Genomic DNA, 24,153 nt, shown 5'->3' with positions numbered 1-24,153 from the left:
CCGCCGATAGCCTGATGATTCTGTGAGAATTACACTACCTTTTTGCAGTCGTTAACTCATTATATTCACGAGGAAAATATGAAAAAGTTATTTATATGCTCAGGTTTGGGCATGATGTTTTTTATGCTTGCGGGTTGTACAACCAACTATGTGATGACGACGAAGAATGGGCAAACGATCGTAACTCAGGGTAAGCCGCAGTTAGATAAAGAGACGGGAATGACCAGTTATACCGATCAGGAAGGCAACCAGCGGGAAATTAACAGCAATGATGTGGCGCAGTTGATTAAGGCTGACTAAGCATTGGGCGCGATGCGGTGTTGGCGGCAACGCGCATTAAACCCGGCAGGCCTGAGGCTGCCGGGGAAGGGTAATGTTATGTCGCTGCTTCTTCTTTCAATACGACACTCTCTGTCGAATCCGCCGTCACTGGCGCAGTGCGATGGATCTCCGCCACGCGACGTCGCACGCCAAACCAGCCGGCGACCAGCAGAATAGCGATCAGCGGCAACGAGGCGATAGTGTAAGTTCCATTCGGGTAGTCAAACGCCATGAGTACCAGCACGCTTAATAAAAACAGCAGCGTTAACCAGGAGGTGAAAGGCGCGCCGGGCAGTTTAAAACTGACGTCTGCGGCTTTGCCTTCTTTTATCGCCTGGCGTAAACGCATCTGGCACACCATGATAAACGCCCACGACGCGATAATGCCGAGCGAGGCAAAATTAAGAACGATCTCAAACACGCGGGAGGGGACCAGATAATTAAGGAACACGCCGACCACGTAAACCACCAGAGTCGCCAGAATACCCGCATAGGGCACATGCTGACGGCTCATTTTCGCCATGAATTTCGGCGCGGACCCCCCCATCGACATTGAACGTAAAATTCTCCCCGTACAGTAAAGCCCGGAGTTCAGGCTGGAAAGCGCGGCGGTTAACACCACGATATTCATAATACTGCCGATATAAGGCACGCCAAGTTTAGAAAAGAAGGTGACAAACGGACTTTGCCCCGCCTGGTAGGCGTTCCACGGCAGCAGCAAAACCAGCAATACGACCGATCCTACATAGAAAAGACCAATACGCCAGATCACGCTATTGATGGCTTTTGGCACCATCGTCTGTGGATCTTTGCACTCCCCAGCGGCGGTACCGACCAATTCAATCGAAGCAAAAGCGAACACCACGCCCTGAATCAGTACCAGCGCGGGCAACAGGCCGTGCGGGAAAAAGCCGCCATTATCTGTAATCAGGTGAAAACCGGTGGCATTACCCTCAAGCGGTTGACCGGTACCGAGAAAAATCGTGCCTACCACCAGGAAGATAACAATGGCGAGTACTTTTATCAGCGCGAACCAGAACTCCATTTCGGCAAACCATTTTACGCCGATCATGTTCATGGTACCGACAATGGTTAACGCGCCGAGCGCAAACACCCATTGCGGAACGTCGCCAAATGCGCCCCAGTAGTGCATGTATAACGCCACTGCGGTGATATCGACGATCCCGGTCATCGCCCAGTTAATAAAGTACATCCAGCCTGCTACGTAGGCCGCTTTTTCACCCAAAAATTCACGGGCGTAGGAGACGAAGCTCCCGCTGGAAGGGCGATGCAATACCAGTTCGCCCAGCGCGCGTAAAATGAAAAAAGAAAAAATGCCGCATATCAGATAGACCAGCGCCAGTGCCGGTCCGGCCATTTGCAATCGGGCGCCTGCACCTAAAAATAAACCGGTGCCAATCGCGCCGCCGATAGCAATCATCTGAACCTGACGATTCCCCATCGCTTTGTGATACCCCTCTTCATGGGCGTTCAGCCAGCGTCGTTTCGCCGCATGTTGTTCTGCGGCGTGCGTAGTCTGTGTTTTCATTACGTTACCTGTTATAGCCTGTCCTGACAGAAAAATTCCTTATGCCGCGACGGGCGCTCACCAATCGATTGCCTGCAATGGCGAATGCCGCTTTTCCCTGATTCTGTGACAGGGATAAAACCGCCGGCGGAGCATCCTACCTGCAATTGTTAAATGACGCAAAACATACGGAAAGAACAAAATGAGGATGTCGTGTTTATTTGTGCGGTCAGATGTGGTGCGGTGTGGTCACGATTCAGCCAGATAAGCTTTCAGCACAAATCCGCAGTGATTGCGTTGCGCAATAATTAATCAGAGTTAATCCCTGCAGGGATTTATGGTCATAGATATGACCTCGAACGATAAACCACCTGACGATATTGAAGCAGCATAAGATCAGGCCGTTGCGCCTGTTATTCTCATTTTCTCCTGAAAATGTATGCCTTTGAGCAATTTTGTTGATTGACATATCGTCATAATGAGAGAGGAGTAGGACATATAAAGCTATTGAGCAAAATTTGAAGGAGCAGGATATGCCATATACATCAGTTTCTACCTATGCCAGAGCTTTATCAGGAAATAAGCTACCTCATGTTGCTGCAGGAGATTATGAAAATAAATTATCAACAAAAATCATGAAAGGCATCTTGTATGTGCTTACCGCAGGACTGGCCTACGGATTTACGCGAGTAATTGAACATTATTGCAATGTTACGCCTAAAGTTGATGAGTTCTGTGCCAATGCAGGGAATATCCATAATCACCTTGCAGATGCTGTACGTGATGAACAATTTATTATAGATGTCGAGCTTTCTGATGGTCGGATGTTAACATTCGAACAACTCTCGCTGATGGCTGGACGTGAGCCAATCGTCAGGATATCGGATGGCGAACATAGCGTTGAGGTTAAGGGGTCCTTTGAAGATATCTGTATGAGACTGGAAGAGGGCTTTTTTGAAGCGCCAGCATACTATGGTTATGATATTGATGAAAAATATAAAACCGTCAGAGAGCGAATAGCAGCATATAATGCCTTACCTCAGGCATTAGGCGCCATTCCGAGTTTAAAATATTATACCGATCGGGCCAACGACATGCCGGAGGCGAAAGCGCAACGGGCGGCCGACATAAAAGATCGTTACCATAACTATTTAGACAAGTATTAAAAAGCGTTTATGTTTAGCCAGTTTTGTTAGAAATCAGACTCGCTGAGCTGGCGTTAAAAATTTTAACACGCCGCTATTTTGGCGGCGTGTCGCAAAGAGATTCTCAGAACCCGATTTCCGTTTATACGCCAAAATTCTACGTACCCCGGCGGCTGTAGCCGGCCTGTCTTATTTTTTCAAAAGTATCCAACGCTATTCCACGGATAGGGTATCCTGTTGCGCAGCGATATCCACCTCAGCCTGTGTGCCGAACGCAAGCATTAATGTTAATGGAAGCCTCAGATGACCTCTTTTTTACATGCTTATTTTACGCGATTAAATTGTCAGCCGTTGGGGGGTCCTACGGTTGAAGCGCTCAGAACGCTTCACTTAGCGCACAACTGCGCGATTCCTTTTGAAAATCTGGATGTGCTACTGCCTCGTGAAATACAGCTTGATGAGACGGCACTAGAGGAGAAACTGCTTTATGCCCGACGCGGTGGATACTGTTTTGAACTGAATGGCCTGTTTGAACGCGCGTTACGCGACATCGGTTTTAACGTCCGAAGCTTATTGGGGCGGGTCATTCTGTCTCATCCCGCCAGTTTACCGCCGCGCACGCACCGTTTGCTGCTGGTTGATGTTGAGGATGAGCAGTGGATCGCGGACGTGGGGTTTGGCGGCCAAACGCTAACCGCACCGCTTCGTCTGCAGGCTGAAATTGCCCAGCAAACGCCGCATGGCGAATACCGCCTGATACAGGAGGGGAGCACATGGATTTTACAATTCCGCCACCATGAGCACTGGCAGTCGATGTACTGTTTTGATCTGGGGGTGCAGCAGCAGAGCGATCATGTAATGGGCAATTTCTGGTCGGCTCACTGGCCGCAATCCCATTTTCGTCATCATTTGTTGATGTGCCGCCATTTGCCTGATGGCGGCAAGCTGACATTAACGAATTTCCACTTCACGCGTTACCACCAGGGACATGCCGTTGAACAGGTCAATATACCGGATGTACCGTCGTTGTATCAGTTACTTCAGCAGCAGTTTGGTCTCGGCGTAAATGATGTAAAGCACGGTTTTACCGAGGCGGAGCTGGCCGCGGTAATGGCTGCATTTGATACCCATCCGGAGGCGGGAAAATAATTTTTTGCCGCGAGGATTTGCGGGCCTGACAAAGATTAAAAAGTAATGGCCCATTCGGCATGAAACAGAATGACCGCCTGGCCGGAGATGGTGACGTTTTCCGGCTGGTTATCGCGAATGGTGACGGTAACATCAACAGTACCCTCTTTGCCTAAAGCGCGCCCCTGATGGCCTTGAATCTGTAGCGTTTTACCGTCATGCGCCATCAGGCCATGATGGACGAGCCATGCCCCCATCGGGCCATTGGCGTTTCCCGTTACCGGATCTTCCACAATTCCTATCGCCGGGGAAAACATTCGCCCATCGGTTTCGTTTTTTCCCGGACGAATCTGGAAAGGAAAAAAGCCGTTACAGCCAATTTGCTGGCTGATTGCCGTCAGGGCTGCCAGATTCGGCGAAAGGGCATCAATATCAACGTCTGGTTTGAGCAGGATCATCACTTTTGCATGTCCTGTTGAAGCCACCTGAATTGGCGCTCCCGGCACGATATCATCTTCAGTCAGGTTCAGTGCGGTGATGATGGCAGCCCGAATCTCTCCGACTAGCGGTGGTTCAAAAGAGGGCTGACCTTGTTCCAGCGTGATGCGATAGTCGTTGTGTTCGGCATGAATTTCAACGCGATGACGGCCCGCTAACGAGGTTTGCCAGACGGTGGTGTTTCCCAACCCCAGTACCGTTGCCCGAACATAATGCGCGGCCACAGTGGCATGACCACAGATGGGGACTTCTACTGTCGGTGTAAAGTAGCGTATGCGCACATCACTCTCTTCGCTTTTTAGCAAAAAGGCGGTTTCCGAGTGACGAAGTTCACGGGCAATCAGCTGCATCTGCGCGTCGCTTAGCGTATCCGCATGTAAGACAACGCCAGCAGAGTTGCCGCGAAAGGGTTCGCTGGTGAAGGCGTCAACATGGTAAATCTGCGGTTTCATTGATGTTCTCCTTTGACTGAAGAATCATCATAGCCTGTGCGTTGCCGAATGACGACGCCCAGGCGTTTTTCTTTGCCCGGTAAGCGTACCCCCGGTCAAAGAGAATTAGCGGCGGGTACGAACAATCTGGTAGCGACGGGTGAAATACTCGAACGGCGCGCTCCAGACATGAACCAGACGGGTGAACGGGAAGAGCAGGAAAAATCCCGCGATTCCTGAACAATCTGCTTGGTGACACTGTCACTTGTAAGCGTACTGCCCGCCAGCGTCAGCAGGGCGTCAAATAGTTGATACCACGGCGCTCCTCGCTGTTTCAGACGACCGCCCAGTAGCGCCAGAATAGGGGCAATATTCTGTAATCCCTCGCGCGCTTCCGCTTCCGGCAACACGCTTAAGTACTCCAGATAGAGCGGCAGGTGATCCGGCAGTTCGCGGCAGTTGAGGTGCAGGCCCACGGTTTCATACTGGCTTAACAAATCGACCATCGCCTGGCCGCGATCGCGGGACTCCGCATGAACATGCTCGAATAACAGCAATGAAGTGGCGCGCCCGCGGTCAAACACTTCGCACCATTCTGCTTGTTTATCCAGTAACGGCGCATAAAGCAGCTCGCGAGTGAAGTTGGCCAGCATTGGCGCATCGTGTTGGATTAGGGCAAGCGCTTCATCCCGACATTCCCACAACTCGTCGTCCGGATACTCCATCAACAGGCCAATCGCTTTGAGGATTTGCATTATTCCCCCTCCGCTTTATCACGTACTTCGGTGATATTGATGGCATCAATACGGCTACTGTTGAACAGGTTGAATTTGGTATCCGAGCCGTGACAACCGTCGCCAAAAGTAAAGCCGCAGCCGTTGCGCTCCGGAAAGGCATCGCGCGCCATTTCCCGGTGGCTGGTGGGAATGACAAAACGATCTTCATAATTGGCAATCGCCAGGTAGCGATACATCTCTTCAACCTGTTGTACGCTCAGACCGACTTCGTCAATGGCGCGGGTATCCGTCACGCCTTCAACCGTCTGCGAGCGCATGTAGTGGCGCATCGCCATCATCCGCTTTAGCGCCCGAATGACCGGGCCGGTATCGCCCGCGCTGAGCATATTGGCCAGGTACTGGACCGGAATACGCAGCGTCTCCACCGCCGGCAGAATATTGCCATTGTGCGGCAACCCGCCCGCGTCGGCGTATGACTGGATGGGCGATAGCGGCGGTACGTACCAGACCATCGGCAGGGTACGGTATTCCGGGTGCAGCGGAAGCGCCAGCTTCCAGTCCATCGCCATTTTGTACACCGGCGACCGTTGGGCGGCGTCGATGACGTTTTGCGGGATGCCCTGTTTAAGCGCCTCTTCGATGACCGCCGGATCGTGCGGATTGAGAAACACATCGCACTGACGTTCATACAAATCTGTCTCGTGTTCGGTACTGGCCGCTTCTTCAATCCTGTCGGCGTCGTAGAGCAGAACGCCAAGATAACGGATGCGCCCGACGCAGGTTTCCGAGCAAACGGTCGGCTGGCCGGATTCAATACGCGGATAGCAAAATATGCATTTCTCAGACTTGCCGCTCTTCCAGTTAAAGTAGATTTTTTTGTATGGGCAGCCGCTGATACACAAACGCCAGCCCCGGCATTTATCCTGGTCGATTAGCACGATGCCGTCTTCTTCACGCTTATAAATAGCGCCACTTGGGCAGGTGGCAACACAACTGGGGTTCAGGCAGTGTTCGCACAGGCGCGGCAGGTACATCATGAAGGTGTTTTCGAACTGACCGTACATCTCCTTTTGTATGTTGTCGAAGTTGCGGTCGCGGGCGCGTTTTTCAAACTCGCCGCCGAGCAGCTCTTCCCAGTTTGGCCCCCAGATCACCTTGTCCATCCGTTTTCCGTCGATCAGTGAACGCGGACGGGCAGTGGGCTGATGCTTACTCTCCGGCGCTGTATGTAAATGCTGATAATCGAAGGTAAAGGGTTCATAGTAATCATCGATTTGCGGAATCACCGGGTTGGCGAAAATTTTGCTAATTACCCCCATTTTGCCGCCCAGACGGGGCCTTATCTTGCCATTAACATCACGAACCCAACCGCCTTGCCACTCCTGCTGGTCTTCCCAATTTTTGGGATAGCCAATACCCGGTTTAGTTTCGACGTTATTGAACCATGCGTATTCCATCCCTTCACGTCCGGTCCAGACGTTTTTACAGGTGACGGAGCAGGTGTGACAGCCAATACATTTATCGAGATTCAGTACCATCCCAACCTGTGAGCGTATTTTCATTTTTTCGCCTCCTGTACCTGATCCCGGCCCTCATCATCCAGCCAGTTAATGTTTTTCATCTTCCTGATCATGATGAATTCATCGCGATTCGAACCCACGGTTCCGTAATAGTTGAAGCCGTAAGCCAGTTGCGCATAGCCGCCGATCATATGCGTCGGTTTTGGACAGACCCGGGTCACGGAGTTATGGATCCCGCCGCGCATCCCGGTGACTTCCGAACCCGGAATGTTCATAATCCGCTCCTGGGCGTGGTACATCATGGTCATACCCGGCGGGACGCGCTGGCTGACCACCGCGCGAGCGGTAAGGGCGCCATTAGCGTTGAAGGCTTCAATCCAGTCGTTATCTTCAATACCCAGTTCACGGGCATCGGCTTCGCTGATCCAGACAATCGGCCCGCCGCGCGACAAGGTCAGCATCAGCAGGTTTTCGCTGTAGGTGGAGTGAATTCCCCATTTCTGGTGCGGCGTCAGGAAGTTAAGCGCTTTTTCCGGGAAACCGTTGGGCGGAATTTCTCGCATTTCGCTGACGCTGCGGGTATCAATCGGCGGGCGATATGCCACCAGGCTTTCGCCAAAAGCGCGCATCCACGCATGATCCTGATAGAGTTGTTGCCGCCCCGACAACGTGCGCCACGGGATCAGTTCATGTACGTTGGTATACCCGGCGTTATAAGAGACATGCTCGCTTTCCAGTCCTGACCAGGTCGGGCTGGAGATAATTTTGCGCGGTTGCGCCTGGATATCACGAAAGCGAATTTTCTCATCTTCTTTATTGATGGCCAGATGGGTGTGCTCGCGCCCGGTCATCTCGCCCAACGCCTGCCAGGCTTTCACCGCCACCTGGCCGTTAGTTTCCGGCGCTAAGGCAAGAATCACTTCCGAGGCATCCAGCGCGGTGTCGATGCGCGGACGTCCTTTCGCCGGGCCATCGTGTTTGGTGTAATTGAGCTTACCGAGGAAATCGACTTCATCTTGCGTATTCCAGGCAATACCCTTACCGCCGTTGCCTAATTTATCCAGCAGGGGACCCAGCGAGGTAAAACGTTCATAGGTGGCCGGATAATCGCGTTCAACCACGACGATATTGGGGGCGGTTTTGCCCGGAATAAGTTCGCACTCGCCTTTACGCCAGTCGAGAATATCAAATGGCTGCGCCAGTTCCGCCGGGGAATCATGCTGGAGCGGGTGTAACACCACATCGGTTTCCTGTCCGAGGTGTCCGACACACACTTCAGAAAAGGCGCTGGCGATGCCTTTGTAGATCTCCCAGTCGCTTTTGGATTCCCAGGCAGGATCGACCGCGGCGGAAAGGGGGTGGATAAACGGATGCATATCCGAGGTATTCATATCGTCTTTTTCATACCAGGTGGCGGTCGGCAAGACGATATCGGAAAACAGACAGGTACTGGACATACGGAAATCAAGCGTGACCAACAGATCGAGCTTGCCCTCAATCGCGGCGGACTGCCATTCCACCTCTTCAGGCTTAATTCCTTCGCTGGAACCCAGCGCTTCGCCCTGGATACCGCTGTCGGTGCCCAGCAGATATTTGAGCATGTACTCATGACCTTTCCCGGAGGAGCCGAGCAGGTTAGAGCGCCAGACAAATAAATTTCGCGGGTGATTATGACCACTGTCAGGCCGTTCGCAGGCAAAACGGATAGCGCCTGATTTCAACACCTGCATGGTATAATCCGCCGCAGACAGCCCGGCTTTATCGGCGCTCGCTTTCACGCTGAGCGGGTTAAGATTAAGCTGCGGCGCCGAGGGTAGCCAGCCCATACGTTCCGCGCGCACGTTGAAATCGATCAGATGTCCGGTAAATTTAGTCGGATCGGCCAACGGCGACAGCAACTCTTGCGCAGTCAGTTTTTCATAGCGCCACTGGCTGGCATGGTTGTAGAAAAACGAGGTACTGTTCATCTGACGCGGCGGGCGATTCCAGTCCAGCGCGAAGGCCAGCGGCAGCCAGCCGGTTTGCGGCCGCAGCTTCTCCTGGCCGACATAGTGCGCCCAGCCGCCACCGGTTTGTCCAACACAGCCGCAGAACACCAGCATGTTAATCATCCCACGGTAATTCATATCCATGTGATACCAGTGATTCACTCCCGCGCCGAGGATGATCATCGAACGACCGTGAGTTTTATGGGCGGTCTCGGCAAATTCACGCGCAATAGTTTCGATATGTCGACGCGGCACGCCGGTAATCTGTTCGCCCCAGGCCGGCGTGTAGGCTTTGACATCGTTATAATTATTGGCGCTATGGCCGTCATCCAGACCACGATCCAGCCCATAATTAGCCAGCACCAGATCGTAAACGCTGACGACCATCCGCTCGCTACCGTCCGCCAGAGCCAGGCGTTTCACCGGTAACTGACGTACCAGCACCGGTTCCTGCCGCACGCTGCGAAAATGTGGGTTTTCGTTGTCGCCAAAATAGGGGAAGGCGACACCCGCCACGTCATCATGCTGACCGAGTAAAGAGAGCGACAGTTCAGTTTCGACGCCCGCCGCCACCGGTTCCAGGTTCCATTTTCCCTTTTCGCCCCAGCGAAAACCGATAGAACCGTTGGGCGCGACCAGTTCGCCCGTACTGTTGAGCGCGACGGTTTTCCATTCCGGATTATTGGCTTCTCCCAGTCCATCCACCAGATCCGACGCGCGCATCATACGCCCCGGTACATAACTGCCGTCTGCGCGCTCATCCAACAGGACTAACATCGGCATGTCGGTATAACGGCGGCAATAGTTAAGGAAATAGTCGCTGGGATTATCGAGATGAAACTCTTTCAAAATGACGTGACCCATGGCCATCGCCAGCGCGCTGTCGGTACCTTGCTTTGGCGCCAGCCACTGATCGCACAGTTTAGCGACTTCGGAATAGTCCGGGGTGATGGCAATTGTCTTGGTGCCTTTGTAGCGCACTTCGGTAAAGAAGTGGGCGTCCGGGGTACGCGTTTGCGGCACGTTAGAGCCCCAGGCAATAATGTAGGCTGAGTTATACCAGTCGGCGGACTCCGGCACGTCAGTCTGCTCGCCCCAGGTCATTGGCGACGCGGGCGGAAGATCGCAATACCAGTCATAGAAGCTCAGACAAGTACCGCCAAGCAATGACAGATAACGTGTTCCGGCGGCGTAAGAAACCATCGACATCGCCGGAATAGGTGAAAAACCCGCCACACGATCCGGGCCATAGGTTTTGATTGTCCAGACGTTAGCGGCGGCAATGAGCTGATTCAGCTCTTTCCAGTTCGAACGAATAAAGCCGCCATGTCCGCGCACCTGTTTGTAACTTTGGCATTTTTGCGGGTCGTTCATTATAGATTCCCATGCCAGCACCGGATCGCTGTGGCGGGAAAGGGCCTCTCGCCACAGTTCTATCAGCCGCTTACGCACCAGAGGGTATTTCAAACGATTGGCGCTATAGAGATACCAGGAGTAGCTGGCGCCGCGCGGTTCATGGTTCGGTAAATCGGGACGTGTGCGCGGGTAGTCGGTTTGCTGGGTTTCCCACGTCACCAGACCATTTTTGACATAAATTTTCCAACTACAGGAGCCCGTGCAGTTGACGCCGTGGGTTGAGCGCACGATCTTATCAAACTGCCAGCGCTGGCGATAACTGTCTTCCCAGTCGCGGTTGGTATGCATCATCTGACCATGGCCGTCAGCAAAGGTATCGCCTTTTTGTTTAAAGTAACGAAAGCGATCCAACAGTTTACTCATGACATTTCTCCTGCTTCGATAAATTTTCCGCCATCCTGTCGATTTGGCGTTAAACCATTACCGGATGGCCGTCCTACAAGTGCGTATGTTGTTATTGTTGTTTAGGCTTAAGACGCCCGTAGACCAGCCAGGTCAGCAGGACGCAAGCGATGTAAAACAGCAAAAAGATTTTCATGGCGCCCACCGGCGAGCCGGTCAAGGCCAAAGAGGTGCCAAACGCTTTTGGAATAAAGAAGCCGCCCACAGCGCCAATAGCGGAGATAAAACCGAGCGCGGCGGCGGTATCCGTCACCGCTTCGCGCTGCGCCTGCTCATCGCTCCCGCCGCGCAGTTTGACGTTGTAGAGCGTGATCTGCCGGAAGATCACCGCAATCATCTGGAAGGTAGAACCGCTGCCGAGACCCGCTGTCAAAAACAGGCCCATAAAAACAAGATAGAACGCGCTAAAGCTGCCTGCGCCGGAGCCTGGCAGCGTGAGGAATAGCAGGGCGGTAAACAGCGCCATAAAGATAAAATTAATGAGCGTGACGCGAACGCCGCCGAATTTATCGGAGATCACGCCGCCTGCCGATCGCGCCAGCGCGCCGATAAAGGGGCCAAAGAACGCCAGTTGCAGAATGTTTACGTCGGGAAATTGCGTTTTGGCGAGCATGGCGAAACCTGCGGAAAAGCCGATGAATGACCCGAATGTCGCCAGGTACAGCAGGCTAAGCAGCCACAGGTGCAGACGTTTTAGCACCGGCAATTGCGAGGCGACAGACGCTTTTGAACTGCCGATATCGTTCATACCAAACCAGGCGGCAAGCGTCGCAACAGCCAGTAACGGCACCCAGATCCAGGCGGCGTTAGTGAGGGCGAGCAGGGAGCCATCAGGTTGCGGCACGCCCCGGACGCCTAAAAAAGTAAATATCGGCAAAAAAATAACCAGCGGCGCAATCAACTGCATCACACTGACGCCAAGATTTCCCAGTCCGTCGTTAATACCCAACGCGCTACCTTGTCTGGCTTTTGGAAAGAAAAAACTGATGTTGCCCATACTGGACGCGAAATTTGCCCCCGCAAAACCGCACAACAGAGCGATGAGTATAAATACCCCGAAAGGGGTGGCAGGATTTTGCACGGCGAATCCCAGCCAGGCGCAAGGAATAATCAATATTACGGTACTTAATACGGTCCATTTACGACCACCAAACAGTGGTACCATAAAGGAGTAGGGAACGCGTAATATTGCGCCGGAAAGAGAAGGTAATGCGGTTAATAAAAAGAGTTGGTCGGTCGTAAAATCAAATCCAATTTTATTGAGGTTGACGGCAACAGCGCTAAACAACATCCAGACGCAAAATGCAAGGAGCAAACAACTTACTGAAATCCATAAGTTTCTTCTGGCGATGCCTTTCCCTTTATTCTCCCAGAAGGCTGGATTTTCGGGTCGCCAGTCACTCAAGAGATAACGGTTATAATTCTCGTTTTGTCGTGTCATTTTACCCCTCACATGCGCATATCATTTGAAAAAAAACACAAAAAAGAGACAGAGCGTCACGCGCTCTTTTGAGAACTTATTGAAGTTTTTTTAGAATATTGAGTGAAAGAATAGATAAAAAACCAGGCCAGCGCGGCGCGAAGAGGAGATATGATGTTTCTTAATTGTTACTATTTGTAAATTAAAAGCGATTTTTATTAAATTATTTGTAACTTTACGCAAAGAGTTCAAGCGTAATCATACGATCCAGATGGTATTTAAACGCGGGATCGGCCATTTCCGGAATACCCAGCACATACATACCGTCCAGCCCGCACACCAGTGCGATAAGCCGCCAGGCGATATCCGTGGCGTTAGCAGTAAACGTAAATTCTCCTGCCTGTTTGCCCTGCTCGATAATTGTGACCGTTTCCTCATGCCACATCTGCATCGTGAGGAGATAAGCATCTCTGATGTGCGGGTCCCGGTCGGCCAGAATTTGCGCCTCTCGCCACAATTTTATGTAAGGCTCAAAGCCGCCGTCTTCGCTACCCAACATAGCGTGAAGCCGTGCACGCCAGGTGGCGGGCGGCGGAACTTGCCCGGCATCGAGCAGGGTACGGATCAAATGGACAAAGGCCAGCGCTTTGAGCTCGCCCGCCGAGCTGAAGTGGTGATGCACCTGGCCGGCGGCGACATCGGCTTCTGATGCGATCCGTCGCACCGTCATGGCGGCAAACCCCTCTGCCAGCGCCACGCGCATCGCCGCTTGCAGGATCACTTCGCGGCGTTCATCCCGGTTAAGGTAACTCATATTTTCCCCACATTAGCCAATGCGCGCAGTGTAACAAAAAGCTGGACATTCGTTCAACTTACCGTAGGATCCTGAAATTGGACAGGTGTCCAGGTTTAAGTTTTTGAAGGGAGAGTTATGTTTCGTCAGTGGTTAACGTTAGTCATTATTGTGCTGGTCTATATTCCTGTCGCCATTGATGCCACGGTCTTGCATGTCGCCGCGCCGACACTGAGTATGACACTGGGGGCCAGCGGCAACGAGCTGCTGTGGATCATTGATATTTATTCTTTGGTCATGGCTGGCATGGTGTTGCCGATGGGCGCGCTTGGCGATCGTATCGGTTTTAAACGCCTGCTGATGCTGGGCGGGACGCTCTTTGGCCTGGCATCACTGGCGGCGGCGTTTTCGCATACCGCCAGTTGGCTTATCGCCACCAGGGTATTACTGGCTATTGGCGCGGCGATGATTGTATCGGCGACGCTGGCCGGGATACGCGCCACCTTTTGTGAAGAGAAGCATCGCAACATGGCGCTGGGCGTCTGGGCTGCGGTAGGTTCGGGCGGAGCGGCGTTTGGGCCGCTCATCGGCGGCATATTATTAGAGCATTTTTACTGGGGATCGGTTTTCCTGATCAACGTGCCGATTGTGCTGGTCGTCATGGGCTTAACCGCCCGCTATGTTCCTCGTCAGGCGGGCCGTCGCGATCAACCGCTCAATCTTGGCCATGCGGTGATGCTGATTATTGCCATTTTGCTGTTGGTCTATAGCGCTAAAACCGCGCTGAAAGGGAATTTGTCGCTGTGGGTCATCTCGCTTACCCTGCTTACCGGCGCGTTGCTACTGGGACTCTTTATCCGCACACAGCTTGCGACATCGCGTCCGATGATTGATATGCGACTATTTACCCATCGCATTATCCTGAGCGGCGTCGTGATGGCGATGACCGCGATGATCACTCTGGTGGGTTTTGAGCTGCTGATGGCGCAAGAGCTACAGTTTGTTCACGGGCTATCGCCTTATGAGGCCGGGGTATTTATGCTGCCGGTGATGGTCGCCAGTGGATTCAGCGGGCCGATTGCGGGCGCGCTGGTCTCGCGTCTGGGGTTACGGCTGGTCGCGACGGGCGGCATGGCGTTAAGCGCGCTGAGTTTTTATGGTCTGGCGATGACGGATTTCAGCACCCAACAATGGCAGGCCTGGGGGCTGATGGCGCTGCTGGGATTTAGCACCGCCAGCGCATTGCTGGCTTCCACGTCGGCAATTATGGCCGCTGTGCCGGCAGAAAAAGCGGCGGCGGCCGGCGCGATAGAAACGATGGCTTATGAACTGGGCGCGGGACTGGGCATCGCCATTTTCGGCCTGTTGTTAAGCCGTAGCTTCTCCGCGTCTATCCGTCTGCCTGCCGGGCTTGAGGCGCAAGAGATTGCCAGAGCGTCATCTTCAATGGGAGAAGCCGTGCAGTTGGCGAATAGCCTGCCGCCCACGCAGGGGCAGGCAATACTGGACGCCGCCAGACACGCCTTTATCTGGTCGCATAGCGTGGCGTTAAGCAGCGCCGGGAGTATGCTTCTTTTGCTGGCGGTAGGGATGTGGTTCAGCCTGGCAAAAGCCCAACGCCGATAACATAACGCCTGATGAGATAAGCGCTTAATGCGCTAGCTGGCAGGGGGAGTCTATTTCCTCAACCTCTTTACCGCTGAGGCGTGCGTATTGCCCCGTCAGTCGCCAGAAGGCAGGCTGGGTTTCGGTATAAATTTCCGCAGCCAGAATCAGCCGACGGCGATCAACTTCGTTCAGTTCCAGTAAGGTCCAGGGAAAAATAGCGATCGGTATCGGTAAGCCGAAACCACAGCGGACACCCGCAGCCAGAACAGAAGTAGCGTTCGCCGCGCGAAGAGGATGAAAAGTATGGCGGTTCCGGGGAAAGGGGGGCTAGCTGTGGTTGCCCGCAGGCTTCCAGATACATGGCTATTCCACCCGACCATTTTTGACACAGCGTACAATGGCAGGCATAGACATCCAGCATTTCGACGTCAACGGTAAAATGGCTTTGTCCGCAAAGACAACGACCAGTGAACGTCTGCACGGCATACTCCTTATGACCGAGTCTACATCAAGAGAAAAAGCCAGCCCTGAAAGGACTGATGGTGATGGGCGGCAATGCCGCAGAAGCGCATCCGGTGGGTTTCCGCTGGGCGATGGAAGCGAAAAATAATAACGATGCGACGCTGATTGTCGTTGATCCACGCTTTACGCGTACGGCGTCGGTGGCGGATATCTATGCGCCAATACGTTCCGGTACAGACATTACCTTTCTGTCCGGCGTTTTGCTGTACCTGATCGAAAATAACAAAATCAACGCTGAATACGTTAAGCATTACACCAACGCCAGCCTGCTGGTGCGGGAAGACTTTACGTTCGAAGACGGTCTTTTCAGCGGCTATGACGCCCAAAAGCGTCAGTACGATAAATCCTCCTGGAACTACCAGTTCGATGAAAACGGCTATGCCAAACGTGATGAAACGTTGACGCACCCACGCTGTGTGTGGAATCTGCTGAAGCAGCACGTTTCGCGCTATACGCCGGACGTCGTGGAAAACATCTGCGGTACGCCGAAAGCGGACTTCCTGAAGGTGTGTGAGGTGTTGGCCTCTACCAGCGCGCCGGATCGCACTACGACCTTCCTGTATGCGCTGGGCTGGACGCAACATACCGTCGGGGCGCAGAACATCCGTACTATGGCGATGATCCAGTTGCTGCTCGGCAATATGGGGATGGCTGGCGGCGGTGTGAACGCCTTGCGCGGCCACTCTAATATTCAGGGCTTAACGGATTTAGGACTGCTCTCCACCAGCCTGCCGGGCTACCTGACGCTACCGTCAGAAAAACAGGCCGATCTGCAAACTTATCTGGCCGCGAATACCCCCAAAGCGACGCTGGCCGATCAGGTCAACTACTGGGGGAATTATCCTAAGTTCTTCGTCAGCCTGATGAAATCTTTCTATGGCGATGCGGCGCAGAAAGAGAATGACTGGGGCTTTGCCTGGCTGCCTAAGTGGGATCAGTCCTATGATGTGATCAAATATTTCAACATGATGGATAGCGGGAAAGTTACCGGCTATTTCTGTCAGGGCTTTAACCCGGTGGCGTCCTTCCCGGACAAAAACAAAGTGGTGCAAAGCTTAAGCAAACTGAAGTATCTGGTCGTTATCGATCCGCTGGTGACTGAAACGTCAACGTTCTGGCAGAACCACAGCAAATCGTTTAACGACGGAAATCGATGACCATACGGCCACGAATTTGTCCCTGTTCCATCTCTTTAAAAATAACGTTGATATCTTCAAGCGGACGTAAAGCGACTTTTGGCACGACTTTTCCTTCCGCCGCGAACTGGAAGGCTTCGGTCAGATCCTGGCGTGTCCCCACCAACGAACCGACAACCTGAATGCCATCCAGCACCAGGCGAGGGATATCAAGGTTCATGGCTTCTGGCGGCAGCCCGACTGCCACCACGCGGCCTCCGGCGCGAACGGCATCTACTGCGGAATTAAACGCCGCCTTAGCGACCGCGGTAACCACCGCTGCGTGCGCGCCACCGGTTTTTTCCTGCACAATTTTAGCCGCATCTTCCGTACGTGAATTAATGGTCAGATCTGCGCCCATTTCCTCGGCCAGTTTCAGTTGCCCATCATTGACATCAATGGCGATCACTTTCGCATTGAAAACGTTTTTCGCGTACTGCAAGGCCAGATTACCCAGACCGCCCAGACCGTAGATGGCAATCCACTGGCCAGGTTTAATATGAGAAATCTTCACCGCTTTATAGGTGGTAACGCCCGCGCAGGTAATACTACTTGCCGCCGCAGAGTCCAGGCCTTCCGGTACTTTCACCGCATAATCCGCGACGACAATACACTCTTCGGCCATGCCGCCATCTACCGTGTAACCGGCATTTTTCACGTTGCGGCATAAGGTTTCATTGCCCGTATTGCAATACTCACAGTGTCCGCATCCTTCATAAAACCACGCGACACTCGCGCGATCGCCGGGTTTCAGCGAGGTGACACCAGGACCGACTTCCGCCACGACGCCAATGCCTTCGTGTCCCAGAATAACGCCGGTTTTGTCACCGAAATCTCCGTTTTTCACGTGTAGATCGGTATGGCATACACCGCAGCACTCCATTTTTAGCAAAGCTTCACCGTGGCGAAGGGGACGCAGCGTTTTCTCAGTAACATCAACCTGATGATCTTGTGTGACAACAGCAGCTTTCATAACCTTCTCCTTTTCTTAATAGTGAACTGCATAGCAGGTAATAGCAGGTAAGGTGCTATTACCTCTTTAGGATTAATATTTCTGATGAGTTATGCAAGGCGGCAGAAATACAATGTAATAGTTTAGCCAGGATTATCCTGATAAATCCTCGTTCAATACATAAAGGTGGCTAATATTAGTAGCTTGACAAATAAGCAGGGAAAGGAATTCAGGTGTGTCGACAGACTCACCAAAACTAAAGAAGAAAGTGATATCCGGCGGCATTCACCGCCGGGTACGTATTAAATGGAAGTCCGACGGTAGTCGCGGTATTCCGGTTTCCAGAAGTTATCGTCAATCGCCTGTTGCAGCGCTTCCGCAGAGGTTTTCACCGCTACGCCTTGTTGCTGCGCCATTTTGCCTACGGCAAAAGCGATAGCGCGCGACACGACCTGGATGTCTTTAAGCGCTGGTAACACTAATCCTTCGCCGTTATTCACCAGCGGAGAATGTTTCGCCAGCGTCTCACTGGCTGACATCAGCATTTCATCAGTAATGCGCGATGCGCCGGAAGCGATAACCCCAAGTCCGATGCCGGGGAAAATATAGGCGTTATTACATTGTGCGATCGGATAAACCTTATCTTTCCAGATGACCGGCGAGAATGGGCTGCCGGTTGCCACCAGCGCGTTGCCTTCCGTCCAGGCGATAATGTCCTGTGGCGTGGCCTCCACGCGAGAGGTGGGATTAGAGAGCGGCATGACGATCGGGCGAGGGCAATGCTTATGCATCTCGCGGATGATCTCTTCAGTAAAGAGCCCGGTCTGGCCGGAAACCCCGATCAGGATATCCGGCTTCACGTTACGCACCACATCCAGCAGCGACAGCACGTCATTTTCGGTATCCCAGTGCTGGAGATTGTCGCATTTCTGCACCAGTTTTGCCTGGAACGGCAATAAATTAGGCATCCGGTCCGTCAACAGGCCGAAGCGATCGACCATAAAAACGTTCTGTCGAGCGGCATCTTCGCTTAAACCTTCACGCTGAGTCTGCGCGATGATCTGTTCAGCAATCCCACATCCGGCTGAACCCGCGCCGAGGAAAACGATTTTCTGCTCGCTAAGCTGACTGCCGGCAGCGCGGCTGGCGGCGATCAACGTACCGACGGTCACGGCTGCGGTGCCCTGAATATCATCGTTAAAGGAGCAAATCTCATCACGATAGCGCGTCAACAGCGGCATTGCGTTTTTCTGCGCGAAATCTTCGAACTGTAGCAGGATATCTGGCCAGCGCTGCTTAACGGCCTGAATAAACTCATCGACAAACGCATAATACTCATCGTCGGTAATGCGCGGATGACGCCAGCCCATGTAGAGCGGATCGTTGAGTAACTGTTGATTGTTGGTGCCGACATCCAGCACAACGGGAAGGGTATAGGCCGGACTAATGCCGCCGCAGGCGGTGTATAATGACAGCTTACCGATAGGTATCCCCATTCCGCCGATGCCCTGATCGCCAAGCCCCAGAATCCGCTCGCCATCCGTCACCACAATAACTTTAATGTTGTGGTTAGGCACATTCTGCAAAATGTCGTCCATATTGTGACGGTTCGGATAAGAGATAAATACGCCGCGCGCCCGGCGATAAATCTCAGAGAAGCGCTCACAGGCCGCGCCCACGGTCGGGGTATAGATAACCGGCATCATCTCTTCAAGATGGTTTTGCACCAGTCGATAAAAGAGCGTTTCGTTGGTATCCTGGATGTTACGCAGGTAAATATGCTTATCGATTTCTGTTTTAAACCCCTGATACTGGAGCCAGGCGCGTTCGGCCTGTTCTTCAATCGACTCGACGACCTCCGGCAGCAGTCCTGACAAATTGAAGTTGCGGCGCTCTTCTACGCTAAAAGCGCTGCCTTTGTTTAACAGGGGGAATTCCAGCAATACAGGGCCAGCGTAAGGGATATAAAGGGAACGTGCTTTCTTGGTTGTAGTTTCCATGTTGCTCACTCTTTTTCGAATAACTGTCCCTGGCACCGTCGTTTATCATCATATATTGCCTTCCACCAGGGAACCGACCCTGAGTATAAAGCATTGTGAGACGTTAAGGTCATTCCTATAAACAAAAACACCATTGCAGATGCAATGGTGTTTAACGTCATTTCAGGACTGTACGATTACTTTTGGCTATCGGCGCGACGCTTTCTGCCGGTTGGGTTATTCACCACGCTGCTGGTGTCGCCTTCAGTAACAACCTTACGCTGGTTGGAAATTCTGTAATCCAGTCCAAGTATATGACGAGCCTGACGGTTCGATTTCATGTTAACTCCTCAATCCTGTTGCTAGTTTTAAGGACAAATTCGCTTACGCGAAAGAAACGTAACCCCTAAGGTTGCCGATACAGCATAGCAGGTTTTACAGAGTCGGGTGCTGCCCGCTTACCACATAGTTGATGGTCTGCTGGTAGATGTCACTGAGGATGTCATTGTCGGAAGCCTCAACCCATTTGGTCAGCTCCATTAAAATATCATCTTCAGTGACAACGCCTAACTCCGCGCGTAATCCTTGTTCAATCGCGTTGACCAGGGCCGGTTGTGCTGCTGAGGTATTTGCTGAGTGATAAGTAAACATATAATGCCTCCGTGAACATGTATTTATTTAGTACGGCTCGCAGAAAATTAATTCGTATTCAGCATGGCAAATATTTTTGCGGCTGTGGTTAAGATTAGTCCTGGAGTTATTTTAACGCAAGGCGGAACTCTAATTGTTTACCCCAGAAGAAAATATATTATGTTTGCCAATTACATATCCTCATACAAATAGTGGTCAATTAATATACATTTAAAATGCTACTTATTGCGATTTTTATCATTTATTACAACGAGATAAGATAAATCTTAATATGAATGAAAATATACATAATGGAATACGCTTCCGGAAGAAAAAGTAAGGATAAAAGGAGGGATATATTCTTTAAAGAAAGGGAGGCCTGTTGGTTTAATATCCATCACTGAAAAAGCATACAACTATTTTCTATATCTGAAGTGCGGGTAATCGACAACATGCTACATCCATCGGCATGAACAACGCAGATTATCAGCATAGTCTATACTTTATTTTTTGAGCCAACAGGAGAGCAAAAATGACAATCCATAAGAAAGGTCAGGCACACTGGGAAGGCGACATCAAACGGGGTAAAGGTACTGTATCAACAGAAAGCGGCGTGCTTAATCAACAACCGTATGGATTCAATACCCGGTTCGAAGGCGCGCAGGGAACCAACCCGGAAGAGTTAATTGGCGCCGCACATGCGGCCTGTTTCTCCATGGCGCTATCACTCATGCTGGGAGAGGCTGGATTTACGCCGACATCCATTGACACCACCGCTGACGTATCGCTTGATAAGGTGGAGGCGGGCTTCGCCATTACCAAAATTGCGCTACAAAGCAAAGTGGCGGTAGCAGATATTGATGCTTCAACTTTCGATCAAATCATCCAGAAAGCAAAAGCCGGGTGTCCGGTATCGCAGGTTCTGAATGCGGAAATCACCCTCGACTACCAGCTTAACGCCTGATAACCTCGTCAGCCCGGTAACGACTCTTGTTTATCGGGCTGTTGAATATCGCTTTTTCTCCGTCTCTCATTTTCTTTACGCTATCGGGCGTTAAAAGTACACAGATCGAATGAAAATGTATCAGACGTCAGGAACCTCGAAAAGCGTCTTCTTACCGTGTCTTTGTTGGTATTCATTACAGGTGTTAATCATTTTCTTTGCAGCTCCTTTTAATAAAGAAAGCATTAAATCATCATAATCAACGTAGAATCTGGTTGTTTCGGTTTCCGTTTTTATCTCCCCAATTGCTGCTATTTCAGTGGCTAATTTCAATTTTGCCGCATCGATATCTTTATTCGCTTGTTTCACTGTAGCTGATAAGCTAGTAAAGAAATTTTGCACTGTTTTTAGCCTGTTATTCAATTCTGGAATCAATTTCCCTTCAATCACGCCCGCAGCAATAGAATAGGAAATAATTAATCCAAACGGACCGGCGACTATGCCGGCTGCAGCACCGGCATAAGCTTCCTTACGAATTCTATCCACCTGTGACTGGAAATAACTACTTTTTTCCGAAAAATCATTAGTTAACTGGCTATCTAATGCCAGCAGTTTTCCGGAAGCGTTGTTGAAACTTTGTGAACTTGTCAGGAGAGATTTTTGCGCTTCATTCAGTTTCTTGACACCATCATCTAATATCCTAATGAGAATGTCTTTCTGGGCTGATGCTTTTTTCTCATTATATTCATCAAATAGTAAAATATACGCTGAGAGTAATTGCGTCACGACACCACACCATTCATAAACAGTTTGTGTCGCTTCAAAATACTTGTCCTGGCTGTCCATAAGCAAAACTTTAATATCACCAACTAAAACAGAAGCTTCCTGCGAGTACTCCTGTTTAAAACGGCTTAACTCTTTTATGGTTTCATCAAAGGTCTTCCAGGGGATGACCTGGTCGAGGTATTTGTTATAAAGATCTAATGCCCCATCTGCGGTTTCGATCGCGCTTTTAACTACCTCTACAGTTTGTTCTGCAAATATTCCGGTCATAATCATTTGCCTCTTTAAATATATAAATTGCAATTAAGTACCTGTTTTATAAAGTATTCTTACCTATTACCTCCAGACAACTTTTGTAGCTTTAACATTCCAGAAGCTGGAAATACTGCCTGCTTCCTGCTTATCTACGCAGGGTACGATTACTCTGCTGCATTTTCTCCAGAATACGACCAAAAGAAACTGTTTTGCTTCCTACTTTCACCATTCCATCTTCCGGCAAGTAGCTAAATTTGACGTACAGTATATTTTTGCTGATTTTATCTTTTTGCTTCATAGCCAAAATGGCTTGCTGTAATGCTTTTAGGTCGGAGGGGATTCCCACCGCATCGGTGATATCGGTACCGGGCACAAATTTCGATACCTGATCAACAGTTTGAGTCAATATATCCTGTAGCGGAAATAAGCCGGTAAAACGTTGTTTGGGTTTATATTTTGTCACTCCCATATAAATGTCAGGTAGACCTTTAATGTGGTTTTCAATGCTGCGAGTTTTATTTTGCAACATAAATTCGCTAATCTCTACCGGAGAGCCGATCAATACCAGCGGCTTCACTCCTGCACCTTTTTCGGAAAAGAGATAGTTATTGCTGCTGCTTTTTACTGCTTTTTGCAACTCGCCACGATCCATGATTAAGCTGTAATATTTACCCTCTTTCACAACAGGTTTGGGTTCACGCCACATATTGATATCGCTAGCTTGTGCCATACTGGATACCATCATGTAACCGAAAAACGCCAATGTTACGGATAGTTTCATTAACTTTACCTTTTTAATTAGCCAAAAAAAATAGCACTCGTAAAAAGTATAAAGCCGTGGTTGCAACAAAACTTAAACGTCGCTCACTTAACCGATAAGCATTTATTTATCTTAATTATATAAATTTCCCTCCAAATAATACCTGAATTATTACCCTTTGGATTCAACTGCTTGCAGTTATAGTGCTAAATAACAATAAATCTACTGGAAGTATACAGTTTGTGTGCAAAAGGTATTTTTATGATTACGGAAACCTGAAATTGTCCGACTATCTGTAAATGCTATGAAATTGTATTGTAGATTCGATTGCGCCCGGTGCTGATGACTACCGGGGCAATAGTGGTTGGTTTAGCCCTGATAAGGTTCGCCAGCGGTGTAGACACCGCAAGCCGTTTTGGACAGGGCTGGTGGTTGCCTCCGGGATGCTGACAGGCAATCTGTTTACGATGTTTGTTCTGCCCACCGTTTGTGTCTGGCTGGCGCGCGATTGCGACGGCATGTCAGAGCGAAGTTCTCTTTCATCAGCTCAACGTAGCGCATACTCGTCATTTGCTGTTGTCGTGGTCTACTTTTTCGCCCTAAAATCTGCTCGCCATGTTGCTTTATTCATCAAACATCAAAATCAGTCAACGTAAATATCAATAATAGCCATATCACGGAGGGTGATCTTTATTCCTGAGAGAGGTGGGGTATTATTTTCTGCGTTCTACATTAACGGGTTAACGCGCAGATGTAGAGGTTATTTATATAATTATTGGAGCAACAACAATGAATAAATTCTCCCTTGCTACAGCAGGTATTATCGTGGCAGCGCTGGTAACCAGTGTTAGCGTGAATGCGGCAACAGATACTACTAAAACAAACGTTACGCCTAAAGGTATGAGCTGCCAGGAGTTTGTTGACCTCAATCCGCAGACGATGGCGCCAGTCGCTTTCTGGGTGCTGAATGAAGATGAAGATTTTAAAGGCGGGGACTACGTTGATTTCCAGGAAACTGAGACGACAGCAGTGCCGCTAGCCGTTGAGCTTTGTAAGAAAAACCCGCAGAGTGAATTAAGCAAAATAAAAGACGAAATCAAGAAAGAACTCTCAAAATAAGAGTAAACTGATATCAAAACCCGGCCTGTGTGTCGGGTTTTACTATTTGTGACACCGTCACAAATAGCATCTTCCATTTCTTCTACCAATCACGTGGTAT

Annotated in this window: 18 protein-coding genes and 4 pseudogenes; 7 read left to right on the top strand and 15 right to left on the bottom strand. The window is 50.7% G+C overall.

Features of this window, described 5'->3' with window-relative positions; all coding sequences use genetic code 11:
- Nucleotides 1-78 precede the first annotated feature (78 nt).
- Entirely contained in the window at nt 79-300 is a 222-nt protein-coding gene (locus tag AAYN39_RS02355) for a YgdI/YgdR family lipoprotein (RefSeq protein WP_000732362.1), read from the top strand.
- Between the two features lie 76 nt (nt 301-376).
- Here AAYN39_RS02355 and ansP read toward each other — a convergent pair whose 3' ends face one another.
- A complete protein-coding gene (gene ansP / locus AAYN39_RS02350) occupies nt 377-1,870 on the bottom strand; it encodes an L-asparagine permease (protein ID WP_000857112.1) in 1,494 nt (497 codons plus the stop codon).
- Between the two features lie 512 nt (nt 1,871-2,382).
- Between ansP and steA the strand changes: the two genes are divergently transcribed.
- The gene (gene steA, locus AAYN39_RS02345) at nt 2,383-3,015 is read left to right on the top strand and encodes a type III secretion system effector SteA (RefSeq protein ID WP_001147139.1); all 633 of its coding nucleotides are present in this window, start codon (nt 2,383-2,385) and stop codon (nt 3,013-3,015) included.
- 282 nt (nt 3,016-3,297) lie between these two features.
- Nucleotides 3,298-4,143, top strand: coding sequence for an N-hydroxyarylamine O-acetyltransferase (gene nhoA, locus AAYN39_RS02340; protein WP_000200336.1), 846 nt, complete (start codon nt 3,298-3,300; stop codon nt 4,141-4,143).
- A 35-nt stretch (nt 4,144-4,178) separates the two neighbouring features.
- Here nhoA and AAYN39_RS02335 read toward each other — a convergent pair whose 3' ends face one another.
- From AAYN39_RS02335 to AAYN39_RS02305, 7 genes and pseudogenes are all read right to left on the bottom strand, one after another.
- Entirely contained in the window at nt 4,179-5,072 is an 894-nt protein-coding gene (locus AAYN39_RS02335) for a PhzF family isomerase (protein WP_000804298.1), read from the bottom strand.
- A gap of 105 nt (nt 5,073-5,177) precedes the next feature.
- Nucleotides 5,178-5,273, bottom strand: a pseudogene (locus AAYN39_RS02330) (respiratory nitrate reductase subunit gamma); the annotation flags it as partial.
- Nucleotides 5,274-5,293: 20 nt separating this feature from the next.
- Nucleotides 5,294-5,806 (bottom strand): annotated as a pseudogene (narJ, locus tag AAYN39_RS02325) (nitrate reductase molybdenum cofactor assembly chaperone); the annotation flags it as partial.
- The gene (gene narH / locus AAYN39_RS02320; RefSeq protein ID WP_000702603.1) at nt 5,806-7,350 is read right to left on the bottom strand and encodes a nitrate reductase subunit beta; all 1,545 of its coding nucleotides are present in this window, start codon (nt 7,348-7,350) and stop codon (nt 5,806-5,808) included. The gene narH and the pseudogene narJ, both read right to left, overlap by 1 nt.
- Nucleotides 7,347-11,075, bottom strand: a complete 3,729-nt coding sequence (locus tag AAYN39_RS02315) for a nitrate reductase subunit alpha (RefSeq protein WP_000040363.1) — start codon at nt 11,073-11,075, stop codon at nt 7,347-7,349. Before AAYN39_RS02315 ends, narH begins: the two co-directional genes overlap by 4 nt.
- 91 nt (nt 11,076-11,166) lie before the next feature.
- Entirely contained in the window at nt 11,167-12,555 is a 1,389-nt protein-coding gene (locus AAYN39_RS02310; RefSeq protein ID WP_000198245.1) for a NarK family nitrate/nitrite MFS transporter, read from the bottom strand.
- Nucleotides 12,556-12,769: 214 nt separating this feature from the next.
- The gene (locus AAYN39_RS02305) at nt 12,770-13,348 is read right to left on the bottom strand and encodes a TetR family transcriptional regulator (protein WP_000121044.1); all 579 of its coding nucleotides are present in this window, start codon (nt 13,346-13,348) and stop codon (nt 12,770-12,772) included.
- 117 nt (nt 13,349-13,465) lie between these two features.
- On the opposite strand from AAYN39_RS02305, the gene smvA reads away from it, so the two are divergent.
- Entirely contained in the window at nt 13,466-14,953 is a 1,488-nt protein-coding gene (smvA, locus tag AAYN39_RS02300) for a methyl viologen efflux MFS transporter SmvA (RefSeq protein ID WP_000489748.1), read from the top strand.
- A 24-nt stretch (nt 14,954-14,977) separates the two neighbouring features.
- Here the strand turns inward: smvA and AAYN39_RS02295 are convergent.
- Nucleotides 14,978-15,356, bottom strand: a pseudogene (locus tag AAYN39_RS02295) (GFA family protein).
- Nucleotides 15,357-15,471: 115 nt separating this feature from the next.
- On the opposite strand from AAYN39_RS02295, the pseudogene AAYN39_RS02290 reads away from it, so the two are divergent.
- A pseudogene (locus tag AAYN39_RS02290) lies at nt 15,472-16,602 on the top strand (molybdopterin-dependent oxidoreductase); the annotation flags it as partial.
- On the opposite strand, the gene adhP reads toward AAYN39_RS02290, so the two are convergent.
- The 4 genes from adhP to bdm form a co-directional block, all read right to left on the bottom strand.
- Nucleotides 16,595-17,605: an alcohol dehydrogenase AdhP gene (adhP, locus tag AAYN39_RS02285; RefSeq protein WP_000642447.1), complete on the bottom strand. Its 1,011-nt coding sequence runs from the start codon at nt 17,603-17,605 to the stop codon at nt 16,595-16,597. The pseudogene AAYN39_RS02290 and the gene adhP overlap by 8 nt on opposite strands.
- A 281-nt stretch (nt 17,606-17,886) precedes the next feature.
- Nucleotides 17,887-19,584: an NAD-dependent malic enzyme gene (locus tag AAYN39_RS02280; protein ID WP_000450511.1), complete on the bottom strand. Its 1,698-nt coding sequence runs from the start codon at nt 19,582-19,584 to the stop codon at nt 17,887-17,889.
- Nucleotides 19,585-19,760: 176 nt separating this feature from the next.
- Nucleotides 19,761-19,904 (bottom strand): stationary-phase-induced ribosome-associated protein, encoded by a 144-nt coding sequence (gene sra, locus AAYN39_RS02275; RefSeq protein ID WP_000841559.1) that lies wholly within the window; start codon nt 19,902-19,904, stop codon nt 19,761-19,763.
- Between the two features lie 94 nt (nt 19,905-19,998).
- Entirely contained in the window at nt 19,999-20,214 is a 216-nt protein-coding gene (gene bdm / locus AAYN39_RS02270; protein ID WP_000495700.1) for a biofilm-dependent modulation protein, read from the bottom strand.
- A 511-nt stretch (nt 20,215-20,725) separates the two neighbouring features.
- Between bdm and AAYN39_RS02265 the strand changes: the two genes are divergently transcribed.
- Complete coding sequence (locus AAYN39_RS02265) at nt 20,726-21,157, top strand: OsmC family protein (protein ID WP_000152297.1); 432 nt, start codon at nt 20,726-20,728, stop codon at nt 21,155-21,157.
- 120 nt (nt 21,158-21,277) lie between these two features.
- Here the strand turns inward: AAYN39_RS02265 and hlyE are convergent, their stop codons facing one another.
- Nucleotides 21,278-22,189: a hemolysin HlyE gene (hlyE, locus tag AAYN39_RS02260; RefSeq protein ID WP_001681583.1), complete on the bottom strand. Its 912-nt coding sequence runs from the start codon at nt 22,187-22,189 to the stop codon at nt 21,278-21,280.
- A gap of 130 nt (nt 22,190-22,319) precedes the next feature.
- Nucleotides 22,320-22,955: a hypothetical protein gene (locus AAYN39_RS02255; RefSeq protein ID WP_000778348.1), complete on the bottom strand. Its 636-nt coding sequence runs from the start codon at nt 22,953-22,955 to the stop codon at nt 22,320-22,322.
- A gap of 768 nt (nt 22,956-23,723) precedes the next feature.
- Here AAYN39_RS02255 and hdeB point away from each other — a divergent pair.
- On the top strand, nt 23,724-24,053 hold the full coding sequence (gene hdeB, locus AAYN39_RS02250) for an acid-activated periplasmic chaperone HdeB (protein ID WP_001032161.1): 330 nt from the start codon (nt 23,724-23,726) through the stop codon (nt 24,051-24,053).
- The last annotated feature ends 100 nt before the right edge of the window (nt 24,054-24,153 follow it).

Origin of the sequence: Salmonella sp. K21076 (assembly GCF_039650795.1) — a bacterium.
Lineage (GTDB): Bacteria > Pseudomonadota > Gammaproteobacteria > Enterobacterales > Enterobacteriaceae > Salmonella > Salmonella enterica.
The sequence above is the reverse complement of the archived record's forward strand: the minus strand, read 5'-3'. Positions and strand labels throughout refer to the sequence as shown.